Genomic DNA, 24,997 nt, shown 5'->3' with positions numbered 1-24,997 from the left:
GACTTATGATGGAAATTCTGCGTGGTTCGCCTGCACTGTCTGCCTTCCGTATCAACAAACTGCTGGCACGTTTTCAGGCAGCCGACCTTCCGGTAAGCAATATTTACGCTGAGTATGTCCATTTTGCTGACCTGAATGCTCCCTTAAATGCGCAGCAGCGCGAGCAGCTTGAACGTCTGCTCAAGTATGGCCCGAGCCTGAGCAGCCATGCGCCTTCCGGCAAACTGGTCCTTGCGACGCCTCGCCCTGGCACCATCTCCCCCTGGTCTTCTAAAGCCACTGACATTGCCCACAACTGCGGCCTGAGCCAGATCAATCGTCTGGAACGCGGCGTGGCGTACTACGTTGAAGCCTCAACCCTCACCGCGGAACAGTGGCAGACCGTCGCCGACGAGCTGCACGACCGCATGATGGAGAGCGTTTTCGCGACGCTGGATGACGCACAGCAGCTCTTCGCTCACCATCAGCCTGCGCCGGTACAGAGCGTGGATCTGCTGGGCGAAGGCCGTCAGGCGCTGATTGACGCCAACCTGCGTCTCGGCTTGGCACTGGCCGATGACGAGATTGACTACCTGCAGGATGCGTTCGTGAAGCTGAACCGCAATCCGAACGACATCGAACTCTACATGTTCGCGCAGGCCAACTCCGAGCACTGCCGTCATAAGATTTTCAACGCCGACTGGATTATCGACGGCGAAGAACAGCCGAAGTCGCTGTTCAAAATGATCAAAAACACCATGGAACAAACGCCTGACCACGTGCTGTCTGCCTATAAAGACAACGCGGCGGTGATGGAAGGTTCCGAGGTAGGCCGCTTCTTCGCCGACCGCGAAGCAGGGCGCTATGACTTCCATCAGGAGCCTGCGCATATCCTGATGAAAGTGGAAACACACAACCACCCGACGGCGATTTCTCCGTGGCCGGGTGCGGCGACGGGTTCCGGCGGTGAAATCCGTGACGAAGGCGCAACCGGACGCGGCGCAAAACCGAAAGCGGGCCTGGTCGGTTTCTCCGTCTCCAACCTGCGTATTCCTGGCTTTGAACAGCCGTGGGAAGAAGATTTCGGCAAGCCGGAGCGCATCGTCACCGCGCTCGACATCATGACCGAAGGCCCACTGGGCGGCGCGGCGTTTAACAACGAATTTGGTCGTCCGGCCCTGAACGGCTACTTCCGTACCTACGAAGAGAAAGTCGACAGCCACAACGGCGAAGAGCTGCGCGGCTACCACAAGCCGATCATGCTGGCAGGCGGGATCGGCAACATCCGCGCCGATCACGTGCAGAAAGGTGAGATCACCGTCGGCGCGAAGCTGATCGTCCTCGGCGGCCCGGCGATGAACATCGGCCTGGGCGGCGGGGCGGCTTCTTCAATGGCATCCGGTCAGTCTGACGCGGATCTCGATTTCGCCTCCGTCCAGCGCGACAACCCGGAAATGGAACGTCGCTGCCAGGAAGTGATCGACCGCTGCTGGCAGCTTGGTGACGCCAACCCGATTCTGTTCATCCACGACGTCGGCGCGGGCGGTCTCTCTAACGCCATGCCGGAGCTGGTGAGCGACGGCGGACGCGGCGGCAAATTCAACCTGCGCGACATCCTGAGCGATGAGCCTGGCATGAGCCCGCTGGAAATCTGGTGTAACGAATCCCAGGAACGCTACGTGCTGGCGGTCTCTCCTGATCAGCTGCCGCTGTTCGACGAACTGTGCCGTCGCGAGCGCGCGCCGTACGCGGTCATCGGTGAAGCAACGGAAGAGCTGCACCTGAGCATGAAGGATCCGCATTTCGACAATCAGCCGATTGACCTGCCGCTCGACGTGCTGCTGGGCAAAACGCCGAAGATGACCCGCAATGTGGAAACCCGCAAAGCCGCGGGCAAAGCGCTGGATGTGCGCGGCATCTCGATTGCCGACGCGGTGAATCGCGTTCTGCACCTGCCAGCCGTCGCAGAAAAAACCTTCCTCGTGACCATCGGCGACCGATCGGTGACCGGTATGGTGGCCCGCGATCAGATGGTCGGCCCGTGGCAGATCCCGGTGGCGAACTGCGCGGTGACTACTGCGAGTCTCGACAGCTACTACGGTGAAGCGATGGCGCTGGGCGAACGTACCCCGGTGGCGCTGCTGGACTTTGCGGCCTCTGCCCGTCTGGCGGTCGGTGAAGCGCTGACTAACATCGCGGCGACCCAGATCGGCGACATCAAACGCATCAAACTCTCCGCCAACTGGATGGCCGCAGCCGGTCACCCTGGCGAAGATGCTGGCCTGTACGAAGCGGTAAAAGCGGTGGGCGAAGAGCTCTGCCCGGCGCTGGGTCTGACCATTCCGGTCGGCAAAGACTCTATGTCGATGAAAACCCGCTGGCAGGAAGGCAACGAACAGCGCGAGATGACCTCTCCTCTGTCGCTGGTCATCACCGCCTTTGCCCGCGTGGAAGATGTGCGTCACACCATCACTCCGCAGCTGGTCACGGAAGATAACGCCCTGCTGCTGATTGATCTCGGCAAAGGCCACAACGCCCTCGGCGCGACCGCGCTGGCGCAGGTGTATCGTCAACTCGGCGACAAACCGGCAGACGTGCGCGACGTGGCGCAGCTGAAAGGCTTCTACGACGCCATTCAGGCGCTGGTGGCTGAACGTAAGCTGCTGGCCTATCACGACCGTTCAGACGGCGGCCTGCTGGTGACGCTGGCGGAGATGGCCTTTACCGGCCACTGCGGCGTGGAAGCGAACATCGCCACGCTGGGCGAAGATCGTCTGGCCGCGCTGTTTAACGAAGAGCTGGGTGCGGTGATTCAGGTGCGTGCGGCGGATCGCGAAGCGGTCGAAGCGCTGCTGGCGAAACATGGCCTGGCGGATTGCGTGCACTATCTGGGTAAAGCCGTCACCGGCGATCGTTTTGTTATTGAAGCTGATGGTCATGCGGTCTTCAGCGAAAGCCGCTCTCGTCTTCGTATGTGGTGGGCCGAAACCACCTGGCAGATGCAGCGTCTGCGCGACAACCCGGAGTGCGCCGACCAGGAGCATGAAGCGAAAGCGAATGACAGCGATCCTGGCCTGAATGTGAAGCTCTCCTTCGACATCAACGAAGACGTGGCGGCACCGTACATCTCGACCGGCGCGCGTCCGAAAGTGGCGGTTCTGCGCGAGCAGGGCGTGAACTCCCACGTCGAAATGGCCGCAGCGTTCCACCGCGCGGGCTTTGACGCTATCGACGTTCACATGAGCGATCTGCTGGCAGGACGCACCGGCCTGGACGACTTCCAGGCGCTGGTGGCCTGCGGTGGTTTCTCTTATGGCGACGTGCTGGGTGCAGGCGAGGGCTGGGCGAAGTCCATCCTGTTCAACAATCGCGTGCGCGATGAGTTCGAAACCTTCTTCCATCGCCCGCAGACGCTGGCGCTGGGCGTGTGTAACGGCTGCCAGATGATGTCGAATCTGCGCGAACTGATTCCGGGCAGCGACGCCTGGCCGCGCTTTGTGCGTAACCAGTCCGACCGCTTCGAAGCGCGTTTCAGCCTGGTGGAAGTGACCCAAAGCCCGTCTCTGCTGCTGCAGGGGATGGTGGGCTCGCAGATGCCGATTGCCGTTTCTCACGGCGAAGGGCAGGTGGAAGTGCGCGATGCGGCGCATCTCGCCACGCTCGAAAGCAAAGGGCTGGTAGCCCTGCGCTTCGTCGATCACTTCGGCAAAGTGACGCAAACTTACCCGGCAAACCCGAACGGCTCTGCAAACGGCATCACCGCCGTGACCAGCGAAAGCGGCCGCGCCACCATCATGATGCCGCACCCGGAGCGTGTGTTCCGCACCGTGAGCAACTCCTGGCACCCGGAAAACTGGGGCGAGGACAGCCCATGGATGCGCATCTTCCGCAATGCGCGTAAACAGCTGGGCTAAGGTTTAACGCAGTTGTCTTTGTAGGCCCGGTAAGCGTGAGCGCCACCGGGCTTTTTTATGTCTGTCGCAAAATTGCGACAAACCCATAACATGGATGTCTCCAAAAGGAGACATGTAAGGCATTGATTTATAAGAGGCATGAAAAGGCGGTAAGAAGGTGTATCTATTTAGCGACACTTAGCCTGGAAATTGTTCAGCCATCAATTAACGCGTTAATGCCATAAAACTGTTATGTTACAGTAAGATAATAATTTGTTTTGCATTCTGGCACGGCTGTTGCATAATATTAACCAGTGGCTCATTCACCCTCTTATGTCAGCCCCTTCGGGACGCGCTACATAAACTTCGAATGACGCACAACAAGGTGCCTGCCGTCCAACTACTGATTATAGCGATGCTTTATCAGACCCAGGGCGAAACGTCGAGTAAGGCACCGCCTCATTTCACAACAAAGCCGGGTTTTTACCCGGCTTTGTTGTATCTAAAGGGCTGACTCAGTTAGCATCACTCAACACCCACATTGAGAGAGTCATGCGTTGAAACGCTGGTCAATTTTCCCTCGCTCCCTGCGACAGCTCGTTATGATGGCATTCTTGCTGATCCTGTTACCGCTGCTGGTTCTGGCCTGGCAGGCGTGGCAAAGCCTCAATGCGCTCAGCGCCCAGGCGGCGCAGACCAACCGCACCACGCTGGTTGATGCGCGCCGCAGCGAGGCGATGACCAACGCCGCACTGGAGATGGAGCGCAGCTATCGTCAGTACTGCGTGCTCGACGACCGCACGCTGGCGAAGGTCTATCAGAACCAGCGCAAACGCTACAGCGAAATGCTGGACGCCCACGCGGGCGTGCTCCCCGATGACAAACTCTATCAGGCGCTGCGCCAGGATCTGAACGACCTGGGGCAGCTGCAGTGCAAAAACAGCGGCCCGGACGAGGTCGCCACCGCTAAGCTCGAAGCCTTTGCCAGCGCCAACACCGAGATGGTGCAATCCACTCGCGCGGTGATTTCATCTCGTGGGCTGCAATTACAGCAGGAGATCGCCGAACGCGGTCAGTTCTTTGGCTGGCAGGCGCTGGTGCTGTTTTTGGTCAGCCTCGGGCTGGTGCTGCTCTTCACCCGAATGATCATCGGCCCGGTGAAAGGCATCGAACGGATGATCAATCGTCTGGGGGAGGGCAAATCTCTCGGCAACACCGTGGTATTTAAAGGGCCACGCGAGTTACGCTCCGTTGGGCAGCGCATCATCTGGCTCTCGGAACGTCTTCAGTGGCTGGAGTCTCAGCGCCATCAGTTTTTGCGTCACATCTCTCATGAGCTGAAAACGCCCCTCGCCAGTATGCGCGAAGGTACCGAGCTGTTGGCCGACGAAGTGGCCGGGCCGCTGACCACCGAACAAAAAGAGATTGTCGAAATCCTGGATGACAGCAGCCGCAACCTGCAAAAGCTGATTGAACAACTGCTTGATTACAATCGCAAACTGGCTGACGGTGCCGTCGAGCTGGAAAAAGTGGAGATAGAACCGCTGGTCGATATGGTGCTCTCCGCCCACAGCCTGCCTGCGCGAGCTAAAATGATGCATACCGAGCTGGATCTCCAGGAGCCAGTCTGTTTTGCCGAACCTATGCTATTAATGAGTGTGCTGGATAATCTTTATTCCAATGCGGTGCACTATGGTACTGAATCCGGTAACATTTATATTCGCAGTTTTACCCACAATTCACGGGTCTGTATTGACGTCGCCAACACCGGTAGTCCTATTCCGGATGACGAACAGAAGATGATTTTTGAGCCCTTTTTCCAGGGAAGTCATCAGCGAAAAGGTGCGGTAAAAGGGAGCGGTTTGGGCTTAAGCATTGCCCGCGATTGCATCAGGCGCATGCACGGGGAGTTGTACATCTCCCACGACGATCGCGCGGATGTCTGTTTTCGCATTGAGCTGCCCCTTGAGCCGGAAAAATCAATGAAATGAATCTAAGTCTGGTGAGTATGTCACACGTCTTTTTCCGCGCGTTTAGCGCGACGTTTTCCAGCAAAATTTTACGAATCGGTCTGCCATGCTTACTGCTGGCGGGCTGTGTGCCGCACACGCCAAAAAGCGCGATCAGCGATAAACAAGACGATAAATACCCTGAGCATCAGCTGGCGGATTTCCTGTCGACCGACTGCGATAACATCTGGCAGCTCAGCGGCCATGATGTCGAATCCAATCCGCTGTTCTGGCTGCGCGGCATGGATTGCGCAGAGCGTTTAGCCCCCGCCGTGGCCCGCGCGCAGGCTCATCAGTGGGCCGACGACACCTGGCAGGACACCTTCAAGCGCGGCATCTTGCTGGCTAATGCCAAAATCAATCCGGTAGAGCGTCGCAACAATACTTCGCGGATGGATGCGCTCAGCCCGCAGATCCCCGCGCAAATTCGCCCGCTCTATCAGCTGTGGCGCGACGGACAGGTGCTGCAGTTACAGCTCGCCGAAGAGCGCTCACGCTACAGTAAGCTGCAACAGTCTGCGGACGGCGAACTGGACACCCTGCGCCAGCAGCAGCAATACTTACGCTCCCAGCTTGATAACACCACCCGCAAGCTGGAAAACCTGACGGATATTGAACGGCAGCTCTCCACCCGCAAGCCCTCCAGCAACTATTTGCCGGATAATACAAAAGGCACTGCGCAGCCCGCCAAAGCGCTGGAGCAGGAGAGCGAGACGCCGAAACAAGAGGACGATAAGCCATGACAAGCCGCAAACCTGCCCATCTCCTGCTGGTGGATGACGATCCCGGCCTGCTCAAGCTGCTGGGAATGCGTCTGGTCAGCGAAGGCTACAGCGTGGTCACCGCCGAAAGCGGCGCGGAAGGGCTGAAAGCGCTGGGCCGTGAGAAGGTCGATCTGGTGATAAGCGATCTGCGCATGGACGAGATGGACGGGATGCAGCTGTTTGTCGAAATCCAGAAGCTGCAGCCGGGTATGCCGGTGATCATTCTCACCGCTCACGGCTCAATCCCGGATGCGGTCGCCGCCACCCAGCAGGGCGTATTCAGCTTCCTGACCAAACCGGTGGACAAAGACGCGCTGTACAAAGCCATCGACGATGCGCTGGAACACTCCGCCCCGTCGGTGGATGAGAAATGGCGCGAGTCGATTGTCACCCGCAGCCCTATAATGCTGCGCCTGCTGGAGCAGGCGCGGATGGTCGCCCAGTCGGACGTCAGCCTGCTGATCAACGGCCAGAGCGGGACCGGGAAAGAGATTCTGGCCCAGGCGATCCACAACGCCAGCCCGCGCAGTAAAAATGCCTTTATCGCCATCAACTGCGGCGCGCTGCCGGAGCAGCTGCTGGAATCGGAACTCTTTGGCCATGCGCGCGGAGCCTTTACCGGCGCGGTCAGCAGCCGGGAAGGGCTGTTCCAGGCGGCGGAAGGCGGCACACTGTTCCTCGATGAGATTGGCGACATGCCCGCGCCGCTGCAGGTGAAGTTGCTTCGCGTATTGCAGGAGCGCAAAGTGCGCCCGCTCGGCAGCAACCGGGATATCGACATCAACGTGCGCATCATTTCCGCAACGCACCGCGATCTGCCGAAAGCGATGGAGCGCAAAGAGTTCCGCGAAGATCTCTACTATCGCCTCAACGTCGTGAACCTGAAAATCCCCGCACTCGCCGAGCGTTCGGAAGATATTCCGCTGCTGGCAAACCATCTGCTGCGTCAGTCGGCCGATCGTCATAAACCTTTCGTACGCGCGTTTTCTACCGATGCGATGAAACGTCTGATGACCGCCAGTTGGCCGGGCAATGTACGTCAGCTGGTGAACGTGATCGAGCAGTGCGTGGCGCTCACCTCTTCGCCGGTGATCAGCGATGCGCTGGTGGACCAGGCGCTCGAGGGCGAAAACACGGCGCTGCCGACCTTCGTCGAAGCGCGTAACCAGTTCGAACTCAACTATCTGCGCAAGCTGCTGCAGATCACCAAAGGCAATGTCACCCACGCCGCGCGCATGGCCGGGCGTAACCGCACCGAGTTCTACAAACTGCTGTCGCGCCACGAGCTGGAAGCGAACGATTTTAAAGAGTAGTACCGCAAAATTTGACTGACTATGATACTGTGAGCAATCGATTACGAGGCTACAGACAGGCGAGCGTTTAAGGACCCACCATGAAAAAGATTGATGCGATTATTAAACCTTTCAAACTGGATGATGTGCGTGAAGCGCTGGCGGAAGTCGGTATCACCGGGATGACAGTCACCGAAGTGAAAGGCTTTGGTCGCCAGAAAGGTCATACCGAGTTGTACCGTGGCGCAGAGTACATGGTGGATTTCCTGCCGAAAGTGAAAATCGAAATTGTGGTGACCGACGATATCGTGGATACCTGCGTGGATACCATTATCCGCACGGCGCAGACCGGTAAAATTGGTGACGGCAAGATCTTCGTCTTTGACGTGGCGCGCGTGATCCGTATTCGTACGGGTGAAGAAGACGACGCGGCGATTTAAGCAAAGGGGTGCGGTCTGTTGCCCTCACCCCAATCTTCTCCCACGGGGAGAGGGCGAAAACATTAAAAACGGCAACGATGTTGCCGTTTTGCATTTACCTGGTAGGCCGGGTAAGGCGAAGCCGCCACCCGGCTTTTTTGGCCTACAGCACCTTATGCGGACCAAAGCATTCGTAATGAATCTGCTCTGCATTCACACCCAGCTCAACCAACTGACCCGCTGCAAACTGCATAAACCCGACCGGACCGCAAAGATAAAACTGCATCGCCGGATCGCTGAACAACCCTTCCTGAGTCCGTAAATCCATCAGCCCTGCGCTATCAAACCGGTCTCCGCTTTCAGGCTGATTAAACCAGACGTGAGACGCGAAGCGCGGCAGCGTGGCACCCAGCGTTTTCACTTCGTCAGCAAAAGCATGTACCTGGCCGTTTTGTGCCGCGTGGAACCAGTTAACCTGCGCACTGTGGTTTGACGCCGCGAGGGTATCCAGCATCGCCAGCATCGGCGTTTGCCCGACGCCCGCAGAGATCAGCGTCACCGGCGTATTCGTTTCCACCGCCATAAAGAAATCACCCGCCGGAGCTGCCAGATGCACGACATCGCCGACGCTGGCGTGGTTATGCAACCAGTTAGAGACCTGACCGCCGTCTTCACGTTTCACCGCAATGCGGTAGCCTTTGCCGTTCGCTTGACGAGTCAGAGAATATTGACGAATTTCCTGATGCGGGAACCCTTCAGGCTTCAGCCACACGCCGAGATACTGGCCCGGCTGATAATCCGCGACCGGCTGCCCGTCGACCGGCTCAAATTCAAAGCTGGTGATAAGCGCGCTGCGTGGGGTCTTCTCCACGATACGGAACGCGCGCGTGCCTTCCCAGCCGCCGTTTTTTGTGGCGTGCTCGCTGTAGATCTGCGCTTCGCGGTTGATAAACACGCCGGCCAGCACGCCGTAGGCTTTGCCCCAGGCGTCCAGCACTTCCTGTCCAGGGCTGAACATCTCGTCCAGCGTCGCCAGCAGATGGCCGCCGACGATGTCATATTGCTCGGGCTGAATCTGGAAGCTGGTGTGCTTCTGAGCGATTTTCTCAACGGCAGGCAGCAGCGCAGCCAGATTTTCAATATTGCTGGCATAGGCGGCGATGGCGTTAAACAGGGCTTCGCGCTGATCGCCGTTGCGCTGGTTGCTCATGTTGAAAATCTCTTTGAGCTCCGGATTATGCGCAAACATACGATCGTAGAAATGGGCGGTGAGTTTAGGGCCGGTTTCGACCAGCAGGGGAATGGTGGCTTTCACTGTAGCGATGGTTTGAGCGTCTAACATAGCAACTTCCTTTGACGGTTATTTTAATGATGCATTTTAGATGCATCTTATAAAAAATAACCCTGTGTTGTAAATGGTTCTTTGCATCATGAAATAGTTGCATCACAAACCTGAAAAGAAATCCATTGAAAAGCACGAGGTCTTTATTCCTCAAACCCTTGCGTGGCGTGGAGGTAAACGTTTGCGTAAAATCCTTTGTCAAGACCTGTTATCGCAACACTATTCGGTTATACTGTTGCCCGTCGTCTATCAGGACAGCCTTTTTTAGGCCAAATTTTATTGTTAGCTGAGTCAGGAGATGCGGATGTTAAAGCGTGAAATGAACATTGCCGATTATGATGCCGAACTGTGGCAGGCTATGGAGCAGGAAAAAGTACGTCAGGAAGAGCACATCGAACTGATCGCCTCCGAGAACTACACCAGCCCGCGCGTGATGCAGGCGCAGGGTTCTCAGCTGACCAACAAATATGCAGAAGGTTACCCGGGCAAGCGCTACTACGGCGGTTGCGAATACGTTGATATCGTTGAACAACTGGCGATTGACCGTGCAAAAGAGCTTTTCGGCGCAGACTACGCGAACGTTCAGCCGCACTCTGGTTCTCAGGCTAACTTCGCGGTCTACACCGCGCTGCTGCAGCCGGGCGATACCGTTCTCGGTATGAACCTGGCGCAGGGTGGTCACCTGACTCACGGTTCCCCGGTTAACTTCTCCGGCAAACTGTACAACATCATCCCTTATGGTATTGATGAGTCCGGTAAAATTGACTACGAAGACATGGCGAAGCAGGCGCAGACCCACAAACCGAAGATGATCATCGGTGGTTTCTCTGCTTACTCCGGCGTGGTTGACTGGGCAAAAATGCGTGAAATCGCAGACAGCATCGGCGCATACCTGTTCGTGGATATGGCACACGTTGCCGGTCTTATCGCGGCAGGCGTTTACCCGAACCCGGTTCCACACGCGCACGTCGTGACCACCACCACCCACAAAACCCTGGCGGGTCCGCGCGGCGGCCTGATCCTGGCGAAAGGCGGTGACGAAGATCTGTATAAGAAACTGAACTCTGCCGTGTTCCCAAGCGCACAGGGCGGCCCGCTGATGCACGTGATCGCGGCCAAAGCAGTGGCGCTGAAAGAAGCGATGGAGCCAGAGTTCAAAGTCTATCAGCAGCAGGTTGCCAAAAACGCCAAAGCGATGGTGGAAGTATTCCTGAACCGCGGTTACAAAGTGGTTTCTGGCGGCACTGAGAACCACCTGTTCCTGCTGGATCTGGTGGACAAAAACCTGACCGGTAAAGAAGCCGATGCCGCGCTGGGCCGTGCTAACATCACCGTCAACAAAAACAGCGTTCCAAACGATCCGAAGAGCCCGTTTGTGACCTCCGGTATCCGTATCGGTTCTCCGGCTGTGACTCGCCGCGGTTTCAAAGAAGCCGAAGTGAAAGAGCTGGCTGGCTGGATGTGTGATGTTCTCGACAACATCAACGATGAAGCGGTGATCGAACGTATCAAAGGTAAAGTGCTGGATATCTGCGCACGTTTCCCTGTTTACGCGTAAGTTTTCGCTTCAATTAAAAAAGGCCGCTTGCGCGGCCTTTTTTATTGTCTGCGAATCATGTCGGCCCGATAAGCGAGGGTGTTAACGACGGTCAATCGATATCGCCCCCGGCCCGGTCACCGCCAGCAGCAGAAACGCCCCGGCAATACTCACATTCTTGTAGAAGTTAATCATGTTCGGCATCACCGCATCGCCGCTCATATCCCAGTAATGGTGACCAATCACCGCCGTCCCCAGCGTATAGAAGACGAATAACACCGCCAGCGGTCGGGTAAAGAACCCGAGCACAATCAAAATTGCGGCGGGCACTTCCATGATCACCGCAATAATCGCCGCCAGCATCGGCATCGGTGCGCCGAGGGACGTCATATATTGCACCGTTCCATCAAACCCGGTCATTTTCGGAATACCAAAAATAATAAACAACACAACGACCGCAATACGTGCAATCAGCAGAACCAGCGAGCGGGACTGACCGAAATCGAAATAGCGTAGAGTGTTCATGGCAGGCTCGTTATTGAGGGGGCATATTTTAAAGTTAATACACAACTCGTGAAATCGCCATTCGTGTTTTTATCCCGAATCAGACAAATGAGTGATTTTAATTCCTGAGACTGCGGCATTGCATACGGGAGGTGTGTAAAATCCGCTTTTTTCTTTGGTAAGGGAATACACATGCATTGCATTGAATGTCAGCAGCAGGAAGCCAATAAAGGGTCAGGGCTTTGCGACCCGTGTGAACGTGTTTTTTTGAAGCAAATTAATGGATTTCTGTATCTTCCCGCTGCGGGATTAACGATTAACCTCGGCCTGTTACTCTTAGGCGTGCTAGGGATTATCGCGTCGATGATCGGTGTCTGGCCCTATGCCAACAGGATAAACTGGTTTGATGTTGGCTATATGGCCTTGACGATACTTCACTTCGTGATAACCGTATGTGCAAGCTGGTGCTTTTTTAAAAAGAAAAAACATACTCGCATCTTGATGATTGCTTATTATCTGGCCGGAATGATATCTGTTCTCTATTATTATGGTATTCCAGTCTGTTTTTACGACGCAAAGATGGATAGCAAAGATATCTCTTTTGCAACGACATCTGTAATAGCGGCAGTCATCTGGATACCTTATTTCCTGAAATCAGAACGCATTAACGAGGTATTCTGTCGCTAGTGCGTCCTTTATAAATACCCGATACCGATCATTTTTTCTGTATCGGGTAAATACTTCCGCCATAAGACCAAAGAATCAGCCGCTTAACCCTTAGCGCGTATCCTCCATCACCCTCTCACACTTCGCCTCGCTTTCCGCGCCGTTCCCGCTTTTGGCGGCCTGAATACAGGCCTGATAATCCGTCGGCGAAATGGTCTCCGGGGTCCGTTCTGACGGTGGGGTCTGGCAGCCTGCCAGCAGTAAAATGCTCATCACTATGCCACTTATTTTCATCACTTTTCTCCTGTGCAGTGTCGGCGATTAAAAGATCGTGAACGGCGCAATCACGTTAAATTTGATATCGATTTCGTCCTGGAACATGTTGTTGTAACCGCCGCTGTAGTTGGGGTTACTGCCATGGTTGTCGTAGTTGATGTAGTGCAGATTAAACAGCGTGCCTTTCAGGCGGCCGGTCTGCACCGTGTGGGCGATATTGAATGTCCAGGCGGATTCATCGATGCGCTGGCTCTGATCGGCCAGTTTGCCGTCGACGGTACAGGTGGTGCAGGGTTTACCGTTCCAGCCGTAGGCGTAGCCCGCGCCAATCGCCCAGCCGGGCAGATCGTAATTTTTCAGGTCATAGGTCACTCCGGCGAAGGCCGAAGTTTCCCCGTTGGCATCAAAGTCAGAGGCCGCATCCCACCAGATATCCAGTCGTCCGTTAGAGCTCGCATAGGCCGGAGTGATACGTTGCAGGAAGAAGCCCTGATTGCCGTCTGCTTTTACGGTCTGGGCTTCGAGGCGAAAATCCAGCGTATCCAGGGTGTAACCGAGGGTGATGCCCTGCAGCCAGGCCAGGCCGTCGTACTCATCGTTGACCGAACCGTAGGCGGCGATGGTGTTATCGCCCACTTTGTCCTTAGCGCCGTAGAACTGATAGCTGACGCGAAGGTCATTTCCGGCCACCGGGAAGCTGTACGATACTTTGCCGAAATACTGATCCATAAAATCCGCCGCCTGAGCCATCGAGGCCTCCAGCACCAGCTTGTTTTTAAAGTCGTAACGCAGGCCGAGGGAGTGAACGTAATCAATTTTGGTGGTGTTATCCGCTGCCCGGAACTCGTACATCTCCGTGTACCACGGGGCTTTGTATTTATCCGACCACAGGTAAGAACTCGACAGCGCGCCGTGCTCGCCAAAGTCCCAGTTACCGCCAATCTCCGCCCCCTGATAGGCACCGGGCACAAAGCCCCAGTGCACGGCGAGCAGCGTCTGGCCGGACGGCTGGATGTAGCCCGCGCGCATCCAGTAATCGTCATACTTCATTTTCAGGGCCGCTTTATAGAGGTTGAAACCGCCCTTATCGCCGGACCAGTCCTCGCCCCAGCGCTGATTGGCCGAGCTCAGGCTGATTTCGTTCGGATGCGCCGCACTGCCGGTGGCGAGGTTGGCGGCGGCAAAACCGGCCACGTCGAGGCCAATCAGATCCGCCGCATACCCGGAGACGAAATCGAGATTGGCGTTAAAGGTGGCATGGTGGAGATCTTCCACGTAATGCCCGTAATCCTCGCTGCCGACGGTCATGTCGCGCTTATCGCGATAGCGCTGGGAATAGTAAATCCCGCCGGTGAGATGGGAATCATCAACAAATCCCTCCGCTTTCGCGGGGGCTGAAAAGGTCAGTGTGGGCAAGCTCATAAACAGGGCGGCAAGCAGCGCAGTAGGGCGCAAAAAGTGCATAGGGTTACTCCTCTTCCATGTGAAGATCGATAATCAGAACAGCACGATGAAGGGGGCGGACGCCCCCGAATGTTAAGGCTGACGCCTTAAGTGCCAGATGCGGCTGACGTAATCCCGGCTAAGCGGCGGGTCGACGAAGATCCCGCGATACATCAGCTCATCTCCGCCCAGAAGCCAATCGTCCAGTTTGTACTGCGCATCAGGGTCCAGCCCGGCGAGGCGGATTTTGCGCAGGGGGGCCGAGGCGCGGCTCACCAGTGAGAAGGCCATCAGCAGGGCTTCGCTGCGATCGGGGGAGACGAACATCCAGGCGGCAAAATCCGGGTTTTCCCAGGGCGAAATAAGTCGCCAGAAGGTGCCGAACTGCAGCAGTTCGCGGTGCTTTTTGTAGAAATCGATCTGCTGGCGCACGGCGGCGTCGCGCTCGGCGTTGCTGTGCATCAGGTCGAGCATCAGACCGTAGTTCCCGCTCATGGCGACGGCCCCGCGCATCTCCATGCTGGTGGAGCGCCCCATCTGATGGTTAGGCACTTCGGAAACATGGGCGCACTGCATAACCGGCGGGTAGAGCATGCTGGTGGCGTACTGGATATGCACCCGCGAGGCGGCATCCGTATTGTCGCTAACCCAGGCCTGCGGCATGTAAAACAGCATCCCCGGATCGAACCGCCCGCCGCCGCCCGCGCAGCACTCGAACAGAATGTGCGGGAAGCGGGTGGTCAGCGCCTCGAGCAGGGCGTACAGGCCCAGCATGTAACGATGCGCCGTCTCCTGCTGCTGTGCGGCCCGCGCTGTCGACGAGCCGACTTCGGTCATGTTGCGGTTCATATCCCACTTGATGTAATCCACGGGATGGCTGGCGAGAAAAGTGCTCAGCTGTTCAAGAATATTGTCTCGCACCTCCGGGCGGCCCAGATCCAGGATGTACTGGTTCCGTCCTTCGGACAGCGGCTGATCGCCCGCATTGAGGATCCAGTCCGGGTGCTTCGCAAACAGCTTGCTGCGCCGGGACACCATTTCCGGCTCAAACCACAGTCCGAATTTCATCTCCAGGGCATGAACCTGGTCGATCAGCGGGCGCAGGCCGTTGGGGAATTTCTGCCGGTTCACAAACCAGTCGCCGAGCGACGACGTATCTCCATTGCGCTCGCCAAACCAGCCGTCGTCGAGCATCAGCAGCTCCACGCCCAGCGCTTTGGCGTTGTGCGCAAAGCGCAGCAATTTCTCCTCATTGAAATCGAAGTAGGTCGATTCCCAGTTATTGGCGAGAACCGGGCGGGTCTGATGGCGATACGGGCCGCGCACCAGATGGTCGCGATAGAGTGTGTGTAGCGCATGGGAAAGCCCGTTCAGCCCCGCGTCCGACCAGGCCAGCACCACTTCCGGGGTCTGGAAACTGTCACCGGGTTGCAGCTCCCAGCCAAAACCATGGGGGTTTATCCCGAGCTGAACGCGGGTCTGTTGATACGCATCCACTTCCGTACGGGCGGTAAAGTTGCCGCTGTAGACCAGATGCAACCCCCACGCCTCGCCCTGCATTTCGGTGGTCTGCGGGCGAACCAGGCCAATAAACGGCTGCTGATGGGTACTGCTCGCCCCGCGTTTGCTGTCGAGCACCGTTATGCCGGGGTTCAGCGGCTGACGATGCAGCTGACGCTCTCTCGCCCACGCGCCGGGGAACTGGATCTGCTCAAACTGGCTGTCGGGGAAATCCAGCGAACAGCTCAGGGCGCGCAGCAGACGCAGCGGTGTGTCGCCAGGGTTTGTGATCCGCGCGTGGCGCGTCACCACCGGCAGATCGCGAAAAATTGTGTAGCTGAGTTCGACCTGCAGGTGCGTGACGGGATCGGCCATCGTGACCATCAGCGTTTCTGCTTCCTCCGGCGAACTGACCCATGTCGCAGGCAGTCCGTCGAGCGCGCGTTTGCCCGGCAGGATCCGATGCGAGACGTAGTGCAGATTCGACACCTGATGCCCGTCGGCATAGCGCACTTCAAAGGCCGGTTCGCGATAGTCGCCCGCGCCGTGCCCGGGATACTCCTGCAACACCGTATCCAGCGAAAAGGTTCTGTCCGGCCAGCCCGCCGGCGTGGGGGAGAACGATGACCGGTCGAGCGTCGGGTAATCATGGGGCTGTGAACAGTCGGCAATACGTTTCCCCCAGTAGCAGTGAACCAGGTAACGCTGATGCGCAATCCCGATCACATAGCTTGTCTGGCTGTTCTGCAGGTGGAAAAACTGTTTCTCAGGGTTCCAGATAATCATGCTTTCACCTCGACTGAGGACGCGGCGTTACGTTGATGGATATCGCTCAGAATTTCGTAGAAGCGTTTTTCCGTAATTTCGTAGCGGGCCAGCGGGACCAGACTTAACAGGGTTAATACGCCCGGAATAAGGGTAAATAACAGGCCAATCCACATGGCGGTTTCGCTCGCCTGAACCTGATGCGGAATATATCCAGCCCACGACAGCATAAATCCGCCGATTGCGCCGCCAATGGCTCCGGAGAGTTTGGTTTTAAAAATATTGAGAGAAAAGACCATGCCTTCCGAGCGGTTACCGCTGCGCCATTCGCCGTATTCCACACAATCTGCGACCATAGAATAGAGGGAGATTTGTCCAATTCCGCCGCAGAAGGGCGCTAAGGCACCGACGATAAAAATCATTATGATATTTGACTGGAAAAAGAATAACAGCATACAGGCCAAAGCCATGACCGCGCTGCTGTAAATAGCGGTATTCTTTTTGCCTATTTTGGCAGAAATAAACGGAGAAACGACGGCACCTAAAACCTGCGCAATCATTGAGACCGTCAGGAAAACCCCTAACATCATTTCGGCATTTAAATTATAGATAAAGAAGTAAAGCTGAAAGGTCCCGCGGATCACGCCAATCATCTCTAATAAGAACATCCCGATTAGTAATAACCGCAGCGGGCGGTGCTGCTTTAACAGCGTCCAGAATCCTTTAAAACTCTGTCGCTCTTTGCGCGGCACCGTATGCTTTTCTTTGACGCCAAAAAAGGTGATCAGCATGCAAACCAGAAACACCACGCTGTAAATAATGGCGACCGCCCACCAGCTTCCGACATACTTCACCAGCCACAGCGTCGAGGCGCTGACGGAGAGAAAGCCAAAGGTGGCAATGGTTCTGGGGATAGTAATCACTTTGGTGCGCTCGGTGGGGTTCTGCGTGATGGCGGCAGAGAGCGACCAGTAAGGAATATCGATAATCGCGAAACAGATACTCCACAAAATATAGGTCGAGTAGGCGTAGACCAGCTTTCCCGCCTCAGAAAGATTCGGACTGAGAAAACAGGCGACGGTGGTCAGGGAAACCAGAATACTGCCGACCAAAATCCACGGGCGGAATTTCCCCATTTTTGTGTGGGTATTATCCACCAGAATACCGAGGGCGATATCCGTCGCGCCATCCACAAGACGAGCGATTAAAAACAATAATCCCACCGCCGCGGCTTTGATGCCAAAACTGTCGGTGTAATACAGCATCAGGTAGATAGCAATGAAGGCATACATCACATTTGCCCCAAAGCTTCCCATTCCGTATGAAATAGCGGTGCTCCAGGAGACTCTGTCGCTCGCGAAATTATCCTTATTCACGCTCTTTTGTTCATTGACTTGTGCTAATTCCATTCTGAAAACTCCTAATTGCCAGGAAGCGTGGATTCAGTTTATTGAACCCGGAGAGAATTGAATGCTGGCAATTGTAGGAGGCAAAAATGAAACGGACTTTGCGCGGGAGTTTATATTTCAGTAAACACGGATTACTAATCGAAACCCTAAAACACTATTTGAAGTAATAAAGCATTTCTCTGGTAAATATATTAAATGAAAAGCTGAATCGCGTTAGCCTTCATTTTCCAGTGCGGCTTCGGCATATAAATAACCAATGCCCATCACCTGCTGGGCGCGGGTTAAACCGCCGAAGTTAATCTGGGTGGCATTGCGTTTTAAGCCGTCGCTGTGATCAAAGGGATTAAAACCGATGCGCTGTTTAATTGCCTCAAGCCAGCTCTCGCCAAATCCGCAACTGCGGCCATAAAACCAGATTTGATTAATGTTCAGAATATTGAGGAAGTTATACAGGCTAAGGCCAATCGCATGGGCCGACTCCTCCACCCAGCGCATCACGTGTTCGTCCCCCGCATGCCAGGCGTTCACCAGCTGCTGTGAACTCAGGGTTTCAGGATCCTGCTGAGGGGAGGCAGGGTGGTTTTTGAGCCAGATCCGCGCCTGCTTTTTCAGGGCGGAAAGCGAGGCCACCGTCTCCAGACAACCATAGCGGCCACAGTCGCACATCGCCCCATCCGGGTTGACGATGGTGTGCCCGATCTGCCCGCTGCCGTACAGATTCCCGCGATAGATCTGTCCGTTGATCACAAACGACGAGCCGATGCCGTAGTCGACGTTAATCACGCAAAAATCCTCGCGGTTCTGGGCGTTTTGCCACTTCTCCGCCAGGGCCAGCATCACGCAGTCGTTATCCAGTTTCACCGTCACGCGCAGCTTCTCTTCCAGCAGATATTTAATCTCTACGTTCCCGCGCCACGGCGCTTGCGGCATGGTTTGTGACACCCCGGTCACCGGGTCGACCTGGCCGTGAATGCCCAGCGCCAGATTGATGGTTTTTCGCGGCCAGTTTCTGGACTGCTGCTGCCAGATGGCTTCAATTGCCGCCAGCAGGGCCTGCGGCGTGGGGGCGGAGATGGCGCGGCGCTCAAACTCCCCCAGCGCCGACAGCTGCGCATCGCAAAGCTGGCTTTCGATGCTGGTAGGGGTCACATTCATGCAAAGAATGTAATCGCCCTCCGGCGGGATTTGATAACTGCCGCCGTTCAATCCTCTGCTGCTTAAATTTTCGCTGGAGTGGCTCAGTTTCCCGTCCTCCACCAGCTCGTCGAGAATTTTGCTGACCGCAGGAATCGACAGACCGGTAAATTGCGCGAAGCGCGATTTACTCAGCTGCTTGTGTTTCCACACCAGTTTCAGCAGGGTCTGGCGATTGAGCTGTCGCACCCGCTGATTGTTCAGACCTGACTCCTGCATTTCACTAAACCTCGTTAACTGTATTGCGTGAGCTTTGAGCAATTAAAACATATCACTCTCCGCCAGACTGTTGCCATCCCCTCATTCACTAACATTTGTTTACTGGAGAATGGCTATGTACGGAGTTGTTAAAGTCTGGCAAGAAACTCTCTCTCTCCCCACCTGGACCACAGGCAGCGAAGACACCAACCCGATGTTCCTTGAGAAGCGGGTCTATCAGGGTTCGTCCGGCGCGGTCTATCCCTATGGCGTCACCGACACCCTGACGGGTAAACGCGAAATGCGCGAGTACCAGGCGGTGTGGATGGAGAACGACTTTATCCGCATTATGCTGCTGCCGGAGCTGGGCGGACGAATTCACCGTGCTTATGACAAAGTCAAAGCGCGCGATTTTGTCTATTACAACGAAGTGGTGAAACCCGCGCTGGTGGGCCTGCTCGGGCCGTGGATCTCCGGCGGGATCGAATTCAACTGGCCGCAGCACCATCGCCCGACCACCTTTATGCCCGTCGATGTCACCATCCAGCCTGCCGACAACGGCGCGCAAACCGTCTGGATGGGCGAGGCCGAACCGATGCGCGGCCTGCAGGTGATGACCGGTTTTACCCTCTATCCGGATCGCGCCCTGATTGAAATCACCGGCAAAGTGTTCAACCCCAACGCCACGCCGCGCCACTTCCTGTGGTGGGCCAACCCGGCGGTGAAGGGCGGGGACGACCACCAAAGCGTCTTCCCGCCGGATGTGACGGCGGTCTTCGATCACGGTAAACGCGACGTCTCTGCCTTCCCGATTGCTCATGGAACCTACTACAAAGTCGACTACTCGGCGGGCGTGGATATCTCGCGCTACAAAAACGTGCCGGTGCCGACCTCCTACATGGCCGAAAAATCTGACTACGATTTCGTCGGGGCGTACCACCACGGCGAGCGCGGCGGCCTGCTGCACGTCGCCGATCACCACGTGTCACCGGGCAAAAAGCAGTGGACCTGGGGCTATGAAGAGTTTGGCCGCGCCTGGGATCGCCATCTGACGGATGAAAACGGCCCCTACATCGAGCTGATGACCGGCGTCTTCACGGATAACCAGCCGGATTTCACCTGGCTTGCGCCGTATGAAGAGAAAGTGTTCGTACAGAATTTCCTGCCCTACAGCGATCTGGGCATGGTGCAGAATGCCAATACCCAGCTGGCGTTGAAACTGGAGCGCCACGCGCCGCAAATCGAGCTGGGGATTTATGCCATCGCGCCGCTGGAGGACGTCAGTCTCGAACTGAGCGTCGAGGGTCACACCCTCTGGGAAACGCGCCTCAGCCTGATGCCGGGCGAGAGCCACCAGCAGACGCTGGCAGGCCACGACGCGCGTTTAACCCTGACGGTGAAAGACGCCTCAGGCCAGACGCTGCTGAGCTATCAGGAGCACATTCCGGAGGAGATACCGCTGCCCGCACCGGCCACCGCACCGGCGCTCCCGGAAAACATCGTCAACGGCGATGAACTCTATTTCATCGGCCAGCATCTGGAGCAGTACAACCACGCCAGCCGTTACGCGGAGGATTACTACCGCCGCGCGCTGGAACTCGATGCGCATGACTATCGCAACAACGTCGCCCTCGGCACGCTGGCGCTCAACCGCGCCGACTGGGCGCTGGCGCAGCAGTGTGCCGAGGCGGCGCTGGTTCGCGCGCATCGCCTGAATAAAAACCCGCGCGATGGCGAGGCCAGCCAGCTGCTGGCGACGGCACTGGAGCGTCAGGGCGATAACGACAAGGCCTGGGATCACTACTACAAAGCCTCGTGGAGCGGCAACTGTCGCGACGCGGCGTTCTGGTCCCTGGCGCGTCTGGCGATGAAACGCGGTGACTACCCCGACGCGCTGGAAAAAGTCGAGGTCAGTCTCGGGATCAATGCCAGCAATAACCTGGCGATGGGGCTGAAGGCGCTGGCGCTGGCAAAACTCGGGCGCGAAGAGGACGCGCTGGCGTTTATCGATGCCGGTCTGCACACCCATCCTCTCAGCTACGCCCTGCACTATGCGCGCTGGGCGATCGGTCAGGATGACGTCGCGCGGGAAAAACTGCGTCAGGTGACAGGCTGTCGCGGAGCCAACGCCTGCGTGCTGGCGGGCTGGTTAACGTCGATGGGGATGAGCGATGCGGCGCGCGAGGTGCTGGATCTGCTCGACAGCCAGGAGACGCTCCCGCTGCTATGGCGCGCCGCGCTGAGCGACACTCTCGAGACGCGCACCCGTTACCTCGCCGCTGCGCGGCGCTGCGAGCCCAATCGCGTGCGTTTCCCGAACGCCCTCGACGAAGTGCAAATGCTGCAAACCCTGCAGGACGATCCGTTTGCCCGCTATCAGCTGGGCTGTTTCTGGTACAGCAAACGTCGCTATGACGAGGCGGTGGCCTGCTGGCAATTCACTCTGCAACATGAGCCGCAGTTCGCGCCAGCCCAGCGTCTGCTCGGCATTTACGCCTGGAACAAACAGCACGATCTGGCGCTGGCGCAGCAATATCTGCAGCGCGCCGTCGAGCTGGAGCCGGAGAATCCGCGCTTCCTGTTTGAACTCGACTACCTCAACAAACTCACCGGGCAGCCGGTAGAAAAACGCCTCGCCATGCTGACTGCGCGTCAAAGCGTGGCGCTAAAACGCGACGACCTGACGGCGGAACTGCTGAGTCTGTGGAACGGGACCGGGCGCTATGCCGAGGCGGCAAATGTCCTCAAAACCCGTGAGTTCCACCCGTGGGAGGGCGGGGAGGGCAAAGTCACCGGCCAGTATCTGCTCAACCAGCAGCATCGCGCTTTGCAGCATATTGCCAGCGGGAATTTTGCTGAGGCGATAAACCTGCTGCAGGCCGCGCTCCGCTATCCACATAACCTCGGGGAAGGGCGTCTGCCGGGGCAAACGGATAACGATATCGGGTATCTGCTCGGATACTGCCACGCGCGGCTCGACAGCCAGGCCGAGGCGCAGCGCTGTTTCACCCGCGCGGCGCAGGGCGGATCGTCGCTCGATGCCGGGCGCTACTACAACGACCAGCCTGCGGATTATCTCTTCTGGCAGGGAATGGCGATGCGCGCCCTGGGCGACAGCGCCGCAGCGGAGCGCCACTTCAACGGGTTCCTGGCCTGGGCGAAAGCGCATCACGACGAGGTGCCTGAGGCCGATTTCTTTGCCGTGTCGCTGCCGGATCTGGTGGTGCTCGACGCGCCCGCCGGGCTACAGCATCAGCAGCACTGCCTGTTTATCGAGGCGCTCGGCCACGCGGGACTGGGGGATTTCACCGCCAGCCAGCGGTGCCTCGATACCCTGTTAACCCTGAATCCGGCGCATGACAAAGCGCATTTCGTTCAGCACGCGCAGGCGGCTGGCATTTTTCACTAACTGACCCGACAGGCGGGAAAACCCGCCTGTTAACCCTCTGTTCCCTGCATTCCCTTAAAGAGGAATCACGATGAATAATGACGCACAGACACAACTGAAAATGGGCTACGTCTGGACCATCTGCCTGGTCGCCGCCTGCGGCGGGCTGCTGTTTGGCTACGACTGGGTGGTGATCGGCGGGGCCAAACCCTTCTATGAAGCCTGGTTCTCGATAACCGATCCGGCCCAGTCCGGCTGGGCGATGAGCTCCGCGCTGGTGGGCTGTATTGTGGGTGCGCTGATCTCCGGCTGGTGCGCTGACAAACTGGGGCGTAAGCGCCCACTCATTCTCTCGGCTCTGCTGTTCAGCATCTCGGCGCTGGGCACGGCGCTGGCGAGCAATTTTGAGATTTTCGTGGTGTTTCGCATTATCGGCGGCATCGGGATTGGGCTTGCCTCGGCGCTCAGCCCGCTCTATATCGCCGAAGTCAGCCCGGCGGAAAAACGCGGTCGCTTTGTGGCGATCAACCAGCTCACCATCGTGGTCGGCGTGCTGGCTGCGCAGCTGGTGAACCTGATGATCGCCGAGCCGGTAGCGGCAGGGGCAACGCAGGAGACCATCCTCCACAGCTGGAACGGGCAAATCGGCTGGCGCTGGATGTTTGGCGCGGGACTGGTGCCTGCTCTGGCCTTTTTACTGCTGATGTTCTTCGTGCCGGAATCCCCGCGCTGGCTGATGAAAGTCGGCAAACCGGAACGCGCGCGCGCCATGCTGGAACGTATTGGCACCGCGCAATACGCCAGCCAGACGCTGAAAGAGATCGCCCATACGCTGGAAAAAGACACCCAGAAAGTCTCTTACTCCACGCTGCTGCAGCCGCAAATCAAACCGATTGTAATCATCGGGATGGTGCTGGCGATGTTCCAGCAGTGGTGCGGGATCAACGTGATCTTCAACTACGCGCAGGAGATCTTTGCCTCCGCCGGGTTTGATATCAACGACACTCTCAAATCGATTGTGGCGACGGGTATTATCAACCTCGTCTTTACCGTCGCCGCGCTGCCGCTGGTGGACAAAATTGGTCGCCGCAAGCTGATGCTGCTGGGCGCATCGGGCCTGACGATTATCTATGTGCTGATCGCCAGCGCTTATGCGATGAACATTATGGGCTGGCCGGTCCTGCTGCTGGTGCTGGCGGCGATTGCGATCTACGCCCTGACGCTGGCCCCGGTCACCTGGGTGCTGCTCTCGGAAATCTTCCCTAACCGCGTGCGCGGCCTGGCGATGTCCCTTGGTACGCTGGCCCTGTGGGTGGCCTGTTTCCTGCTGACCTACACTTTCCCGCTGCTCAATGCCGGGCTGGGCGCGGCGGGCAGCTTCCTGCTCTACGGCGTGATTTGTGCGGCCGGGTTCCTCTATATTCTGCGTAACGTCCCGGAAACCAAAGGCGTAACCCTCGAAGCGCTGGAAGAACAGCTGGAGAAACAGCACAGCAAAACCGCTCACGCGGCGAATGCCGGGCGGGTGCACTGATGGCGGACACGTTACTGCTGCAAAACGCGCATCTGCGCCTTAGCGTCAATCCGCAGGGCGGCGGGCTGCGCGAGCTGTTTTCCCTCACACATCACACGCCCGTTCTGTGGGATCAGGGCGACAGCGCGCTGTTCCCGATGCTGCCGCTGGCCAACCGCGTCGCCGGGAATCGCTTTTCGTTTCGGGGGCAGGAGATTGCGCTGCCGCACAGCCCGGTCGATGATGAGTTCTTCCTGCACGGCAACGGCTGGCTCGAGCGCTGGGCCGTCGAATCCGTCTCCGACACGGAGTGCCTGCTTCTGCTTCGCAGCCAGCACTCCTGCGGTTTCGACTATCTGGCTGAGTTGCGTTACGGGTTGCGGGAAAAGGTTCTGCGGGCGGAGCTGACGCTCACGCACCTCGGCCAAAACCCGATGCTCTACGGTCTCGGCTTTCATCCGTGGTTTGTGTTTGATGAGGGCAGCCGCGTGCAGTTTTCCGCCAGCGGCTACTGGCCGGAAGGGGAGAAACATCTGCCGCTGGCATGGCAGGGGGAAATTCCACCGGCGATCGACTTCGGCGAGGCAAAACACGGCGAAAGCGGCTGGCTGAATGTCGGCTATTCCGGCTGGAACGGGGTGGCGCAGATCCAGCGCGATGTGATGAAGGTCACATTGTCATCGCAAACTCCGTGGCTGATGCTGTTTCGAATGTCGGGTGAATCATTCTTATGCCTCGAACCCCAGAGCCATCCGGTGAACGCCCATCATCAGGCCGGACAGCCTGGATTAGTGGCGTTAGGGCGGGGTGAAAGCACTGGTCTGGCGATGGAAATTGCCGTCGATCCGGCGATAAGTTCCTGTTAATCGGCTGTTAATAGCTGCTTGCGCCAGCCCCTTTTTAGCG

17 protein-coding genes are annotated in these 24,997 nt (G+C 57.3%); 10 read left to right on the top strand and 7 right to left on the bottom strand.

All coding sequences use genetic code 11. The annotated features are described in order from the left end of the window. The first annotated feature begins 5 nt into the window (after positions 1-5). The 5 genes from purL (at position 6) to glnB (ending at position 8,377) form a co-directional block, all read left to right on the top strand. A complete protein-coding gene (gene purL, locus U9O48_RS16460; RefSeq protein ID WP_324722806.1) occupies positions 6-3,893 on the top strand; it encodes a phosphoribosylformylglycinamidine synthase in 3,888 nt (1,295 codons plus the stop codon). 536 nt (positions 3,894-4,429) lie between these two features. Next, positions 4,430-5,863 carry a two component system sensor histidine kinase QseE/GlrK gene (gene qseE, locus U9O48_RS16455; protein WP_282494172.1) on the top strand — a complete coding sequence of 478 codons (1,434 nt, stop codon included), beginning with the start codon at positions 4,430-4,432 and terminating at the stop codon, positions 5,861-5,863. Continuing rightward, positions 5,860-6,624: a two-component system QseEF-associated lipoprotein QseG gene (gene qseG, locus U9O48_RS16450; protein WP_285149778.1), complete on the top strand. Its 765-nt coding sequence runs from the start codon at positions 5,860-5,862 to the stop codon at positions 6,622-6,624. Before qseE ends, qseG begins: the two co-directional genes overlap by 4 nt. Beyond that, complete coding sequence (gene glrR / locus U9O48_RS16445; RefSeq protein ID WP_282494174.1) at positions 6,621-7,958, top strand: two-component system response regulator GlrR; 1,338 nt, start codon at positions 6,621-6,623, stop codon at positions 7,956-7,958. The genes qseG and glrR overlap by 4 nt, the downstream gene beginning before the upstream one ends. 80 nt (positions 7,959-8,038) lie before the next feature. Continuing rightward, positions 8,039-8,377, top strand: coding sequence for a nitrogen regulatory protein P-II (glnB, locus tag U9O48_RS16440; RefSeq protein WP_002914032.1), 339 nt, complete (start codon positions 8,039-8,041; stop codon positions 8,375-8,377). Between the two features lie 142 nt (positions 8,378-8,519). Here glnB and hmpA read toward each other — a convergent pair whose 3' ends face one another. Then, entirely contained in the window at positions 8,520-9,698 is a 1,179-nt protein-coding gene (gene hmpA / locus U9O48_RS16435; RefSeq protein ID WP_285149779.1) for an NO-inducible flavohemoprotein, read from the bottom strand. A gap of 304 nt (positions 9,699-10,002) precedes the next feature. Between hmpA and glyA the strand changes: the two genes are divergently transcribed. Then, complete coding sequence (gene glyA, locus U9O48_RS16430; protein WP_095282924.1) at positions 10,003-11,256, top strand: serine hydroxymethyltransferase; 1,254 nt, start codon at positions 10,003-10,005, stop codon at positions 11,254-11,256. A gap of 81 nt (positions 11,257-11,337) precedes the next feature. On the opposite strand, the gene U9O48_RS16425 is transcribed toward glyA, so the two are convergent. Further along, the gene (locus tag U9O48_RS16425) at positions 11,338-11,760 is read right to left on the bottom strand and encodes a DoxX family protein (RefSeq protein WP_285149780.1); all 423 of its coding nucleotides are present in this window, start codon (positions 11,758-11,760) and stop codon (positions 11,338-11,340) included. A gap of 171 nt (positions 11,761-11,931) precedes the next feature. Between U9O48_RS16425 and U9O48_RS16420 the strand changes: the two genes are divergently transcribed. Then, positions 11,932-12,426: a DUF2569 domain-containing protein gene (locus tag U9O48_RS16420; protein ID WP_285149781.1), complete on the top strand. Its 495-nt coding sequence runs from the start codon at positions 11,932-11,934 to the stop codon at positions 12,424-12,426. Between the two features lie 90 nt (positions 12,427-12,516). Here U9O48_RS16420 and U9O48_RS16415 read toward each other — a convergent pair whose 3' ends face one another. The 5 genes from U9O48_RS16415 to U9O48_RS16395 form a co-directional block, all read right to left on the bottom strand. Beyond that, positions 12,517-12,699: a ChiQ/YbfN family lipoprotein gene (locus tag U9O48_RS16415; RefSeq protein WP_282494177.1), complete on the bottom strand. Its 183-nt coding sequence runs from the start codon at positions 12,697-12,699 to the stop codon at positions 12,517-12,519. Between the two features lie 27 nt (positions 12,700-12,726). Further along, positions 12,727-14,145, bottom strand: coding sequence for an OprD family outer membrane porin (locus tag U9O48_RS16410; protein WP_390889407.1), 1,419 nt, complete (start codon positions 14,143-14,145; stop codon positions 12,727-12,729). 72 nt (positions 14,146-14,217) lie between these two features. Further along, entirely contained in the window at positions 14,218-16,410 is a 2,193-nt protein-coding gene (locus tag U9O48_RS16405) for an alpha-galactosidase (protein WP_285149783.1), read from the bottom strand. After that, entirely contained in the window at positions 16,407-17,798 is a 1,392-nt protein-coding gene (locus U9O48_RS16400; protein WP_285149784.1) for an MFS transporter, read from the bottom strand. Before U9O48_RS16400 ends, U9O48_RS16405 begins: the two co-directional genes overlap by 4 nt. Positions 17,799-18,011: 213 nt before the next feature. Then, complete coding sequence (locus tag U9O48_RS16395) at positions 18,012-19,211, bottom strand: ROK family protein (RefSeq protein WP_285158598.1); 1,200 nt, start codon at positions 19,209-19,211, stop codon at positions 18,012-18,014. Positions 19,212-19,326: 115 nt separating this feature from the next. Between U9O48_RS16395 and U9O48_RS16390 the strand changes: the two genes are divergently transcribed. From U9O48_RS16390 to U9O48_RS16380, 3 genes are all read left to right on the top strand, one after another. Further along, positions 19,327-22,599 (top strand): DUF5107 domain-containing protein, encoded by a 3,273-nt coding sequence (locus U9O48_RS16390; protein WP_324722805.1) that lies wholly within the window; start codon positions 19,327-19,329, stop codon positions 22,597-22,599. 70 nt (positions 22,600-22,669) lie between these two features. Next, positions 22,670-24,112 carry a sugar porter family MFS transporter gene (locus U9O48_RS16385; protein WP_285149787.1) on the top strand — a complete coding sequence of 481 codons (1,443 nt, stop codon included), beginning with the start codon at positions 22,670-22,672 and terminating at the stop codon, positions 24,110-24,112. After that, positions 24,112-24,957, top strand: coding sequence for an aldose 1-epimerase (locus tag U9O48_RS16380; protein WP_324722804.1), 846 nt, complete (start codon positions 24,112-24,114; stop codon positions 24,955-24,957). Before U9O48_RS16385 ends, U9O48_RS16380 begins: the two co-directional genes overlap by 1 nt. Positions 24,958-24,997: the final 40 nt, after the last annotated feature.

The sequence above is a fragment of the Lelliottia sp. JS-SCA-14 genome (assembly GCF_035593345.1).
GTDB classification, from domain to species: Bacteria; Pseudomonadota; Gammaproteobacteria; order Enterobacterales; family Enterobacteriaceae; genus Enterobacter; species Enterobacter wanjuensis.
The sequence above is the reverse complement of the archived record's forward strand: the minus strand, read 5'-3'. Positions and strand labels throughout refer to the sequence as shown.

What these genes read in the sequence shown, in the direction of transcription:
- U9O48_RS16390 (WP_324722805.1), top strand. Translation starts at nt 19,327, where the DNA reads ATGTACGGAGTTGTTAAAGTCTGGCAAGAAACTCTCTCTCTCCCCACC.
- U9O48_RS16385 (WP_285149787.1), top strand. Translation starts at nt 22,670, where the DNA reads ATGAATAATGACGCACAGACACAACTGAAAATGGGCTACGTCTGGACC.
- U9O48_RS16380 (WP_324722804.1), top strand. Translation starts at nt 24,112, where the DNA reads ATGGCGGACACGTTACTGCTGCAAAACGCGCATCTGCGCCTTAGCGTC.
- qseG (WP_285149778.1), top strand. Translation starts at nt 5,860, where the DNA reads ATGAATCTAAGTCTGGTGAGTATGTCACACGTCTTTTTCCGCGCGTTT.
- hmpA (WP_285149779.1), bottom strand. Translation starts at nt 9,698, where the DNA reads ATGTTAGACGCTCAAACCATCGCTACAGTGAAAGCCACCATTCCCCTG.
- U9O48_RS16425 (WP_285149780.1), bottom strand. Translation starts at nt 11,760, where the DNA reads ATGAACACTCTACGCTATTTCGATTTCGGTCAGTCCCGCTCGCTGGTT.
- glnB (WP_002914032.1), top strand. Translation starts at nt 8,039, where the DNA reads ATGAAAAAGATTGATGCGATTATTAAACCTTTCAAACTGGATGATGTG.
- glrR (WP_282494174.1), top strand. Translation starts at nt 6,621, where the DNA reads ATGACAAGCCGCAAACCTGCCCATCTCCTGCTGGTGGATGACGATCCC.
- U9O48_RS16410 (WP_390889407.1), bottom strand. Translation starts at nt 14,145, where the DNA reads ATGCACTTTTTGCGCCCTACTGCGCTGCTTGCCGCCCTGTTTATGAGC.
- glyA (WP_095282924.1), top strand. Translation starts at nt 10,003, where the DNA reads ATGTTAAAGCGTGAAATGAACATTGCCGATTATGATGCCGAACTGTGG.
- U9O48_RS16415 (WP_282494177.1), bottom strand. Translation starts at nt 12,699, where the DNA reads ATGAAAATAAGTGGCATAGTGATGAGCATTTTACTGCTGGCAGGCTGC.
- U9O48_RS16405 (WP_285149783.1), bottom strand. Translation starts at nt 16,410, where the DNA reads ATGATTATCTGGAACCCTGAGAAACAGTTTTTCCACCTGCAGAACAGC.
- purL (WP_324722806.1), top strand. Translation starts at nt 6, where the DNA reads ATGATGGAAATTCTGCGTGGTTCGCCTGCACTGTCTGCCTTCCGTATC.
- U9O48_RS16420 (WP_285149781.1), top strand. Translation starts at nt 11,932, where the DNA reads ATGCATTGCATTGAATGTCAGCAGCAGGAAGCCAATAAAGGGTCAGGG.
- U9O48_RS16400 (WP_285149784.1), bottom strand. Translation starts at nt 17,798, where the DNA reads ATGGAATTAGCACAAGTCAATGAACAAAAGAGCGTGAATAAGGATAAT.
- U9O48_RS16395 (WP_285158598.1), bottom strand. Translation starts at nt 19,211, where the DNA reads ATGCAGGAGTCAGGTCTGAACAATCAGCGGGTGCGACAGCTCAATCGC.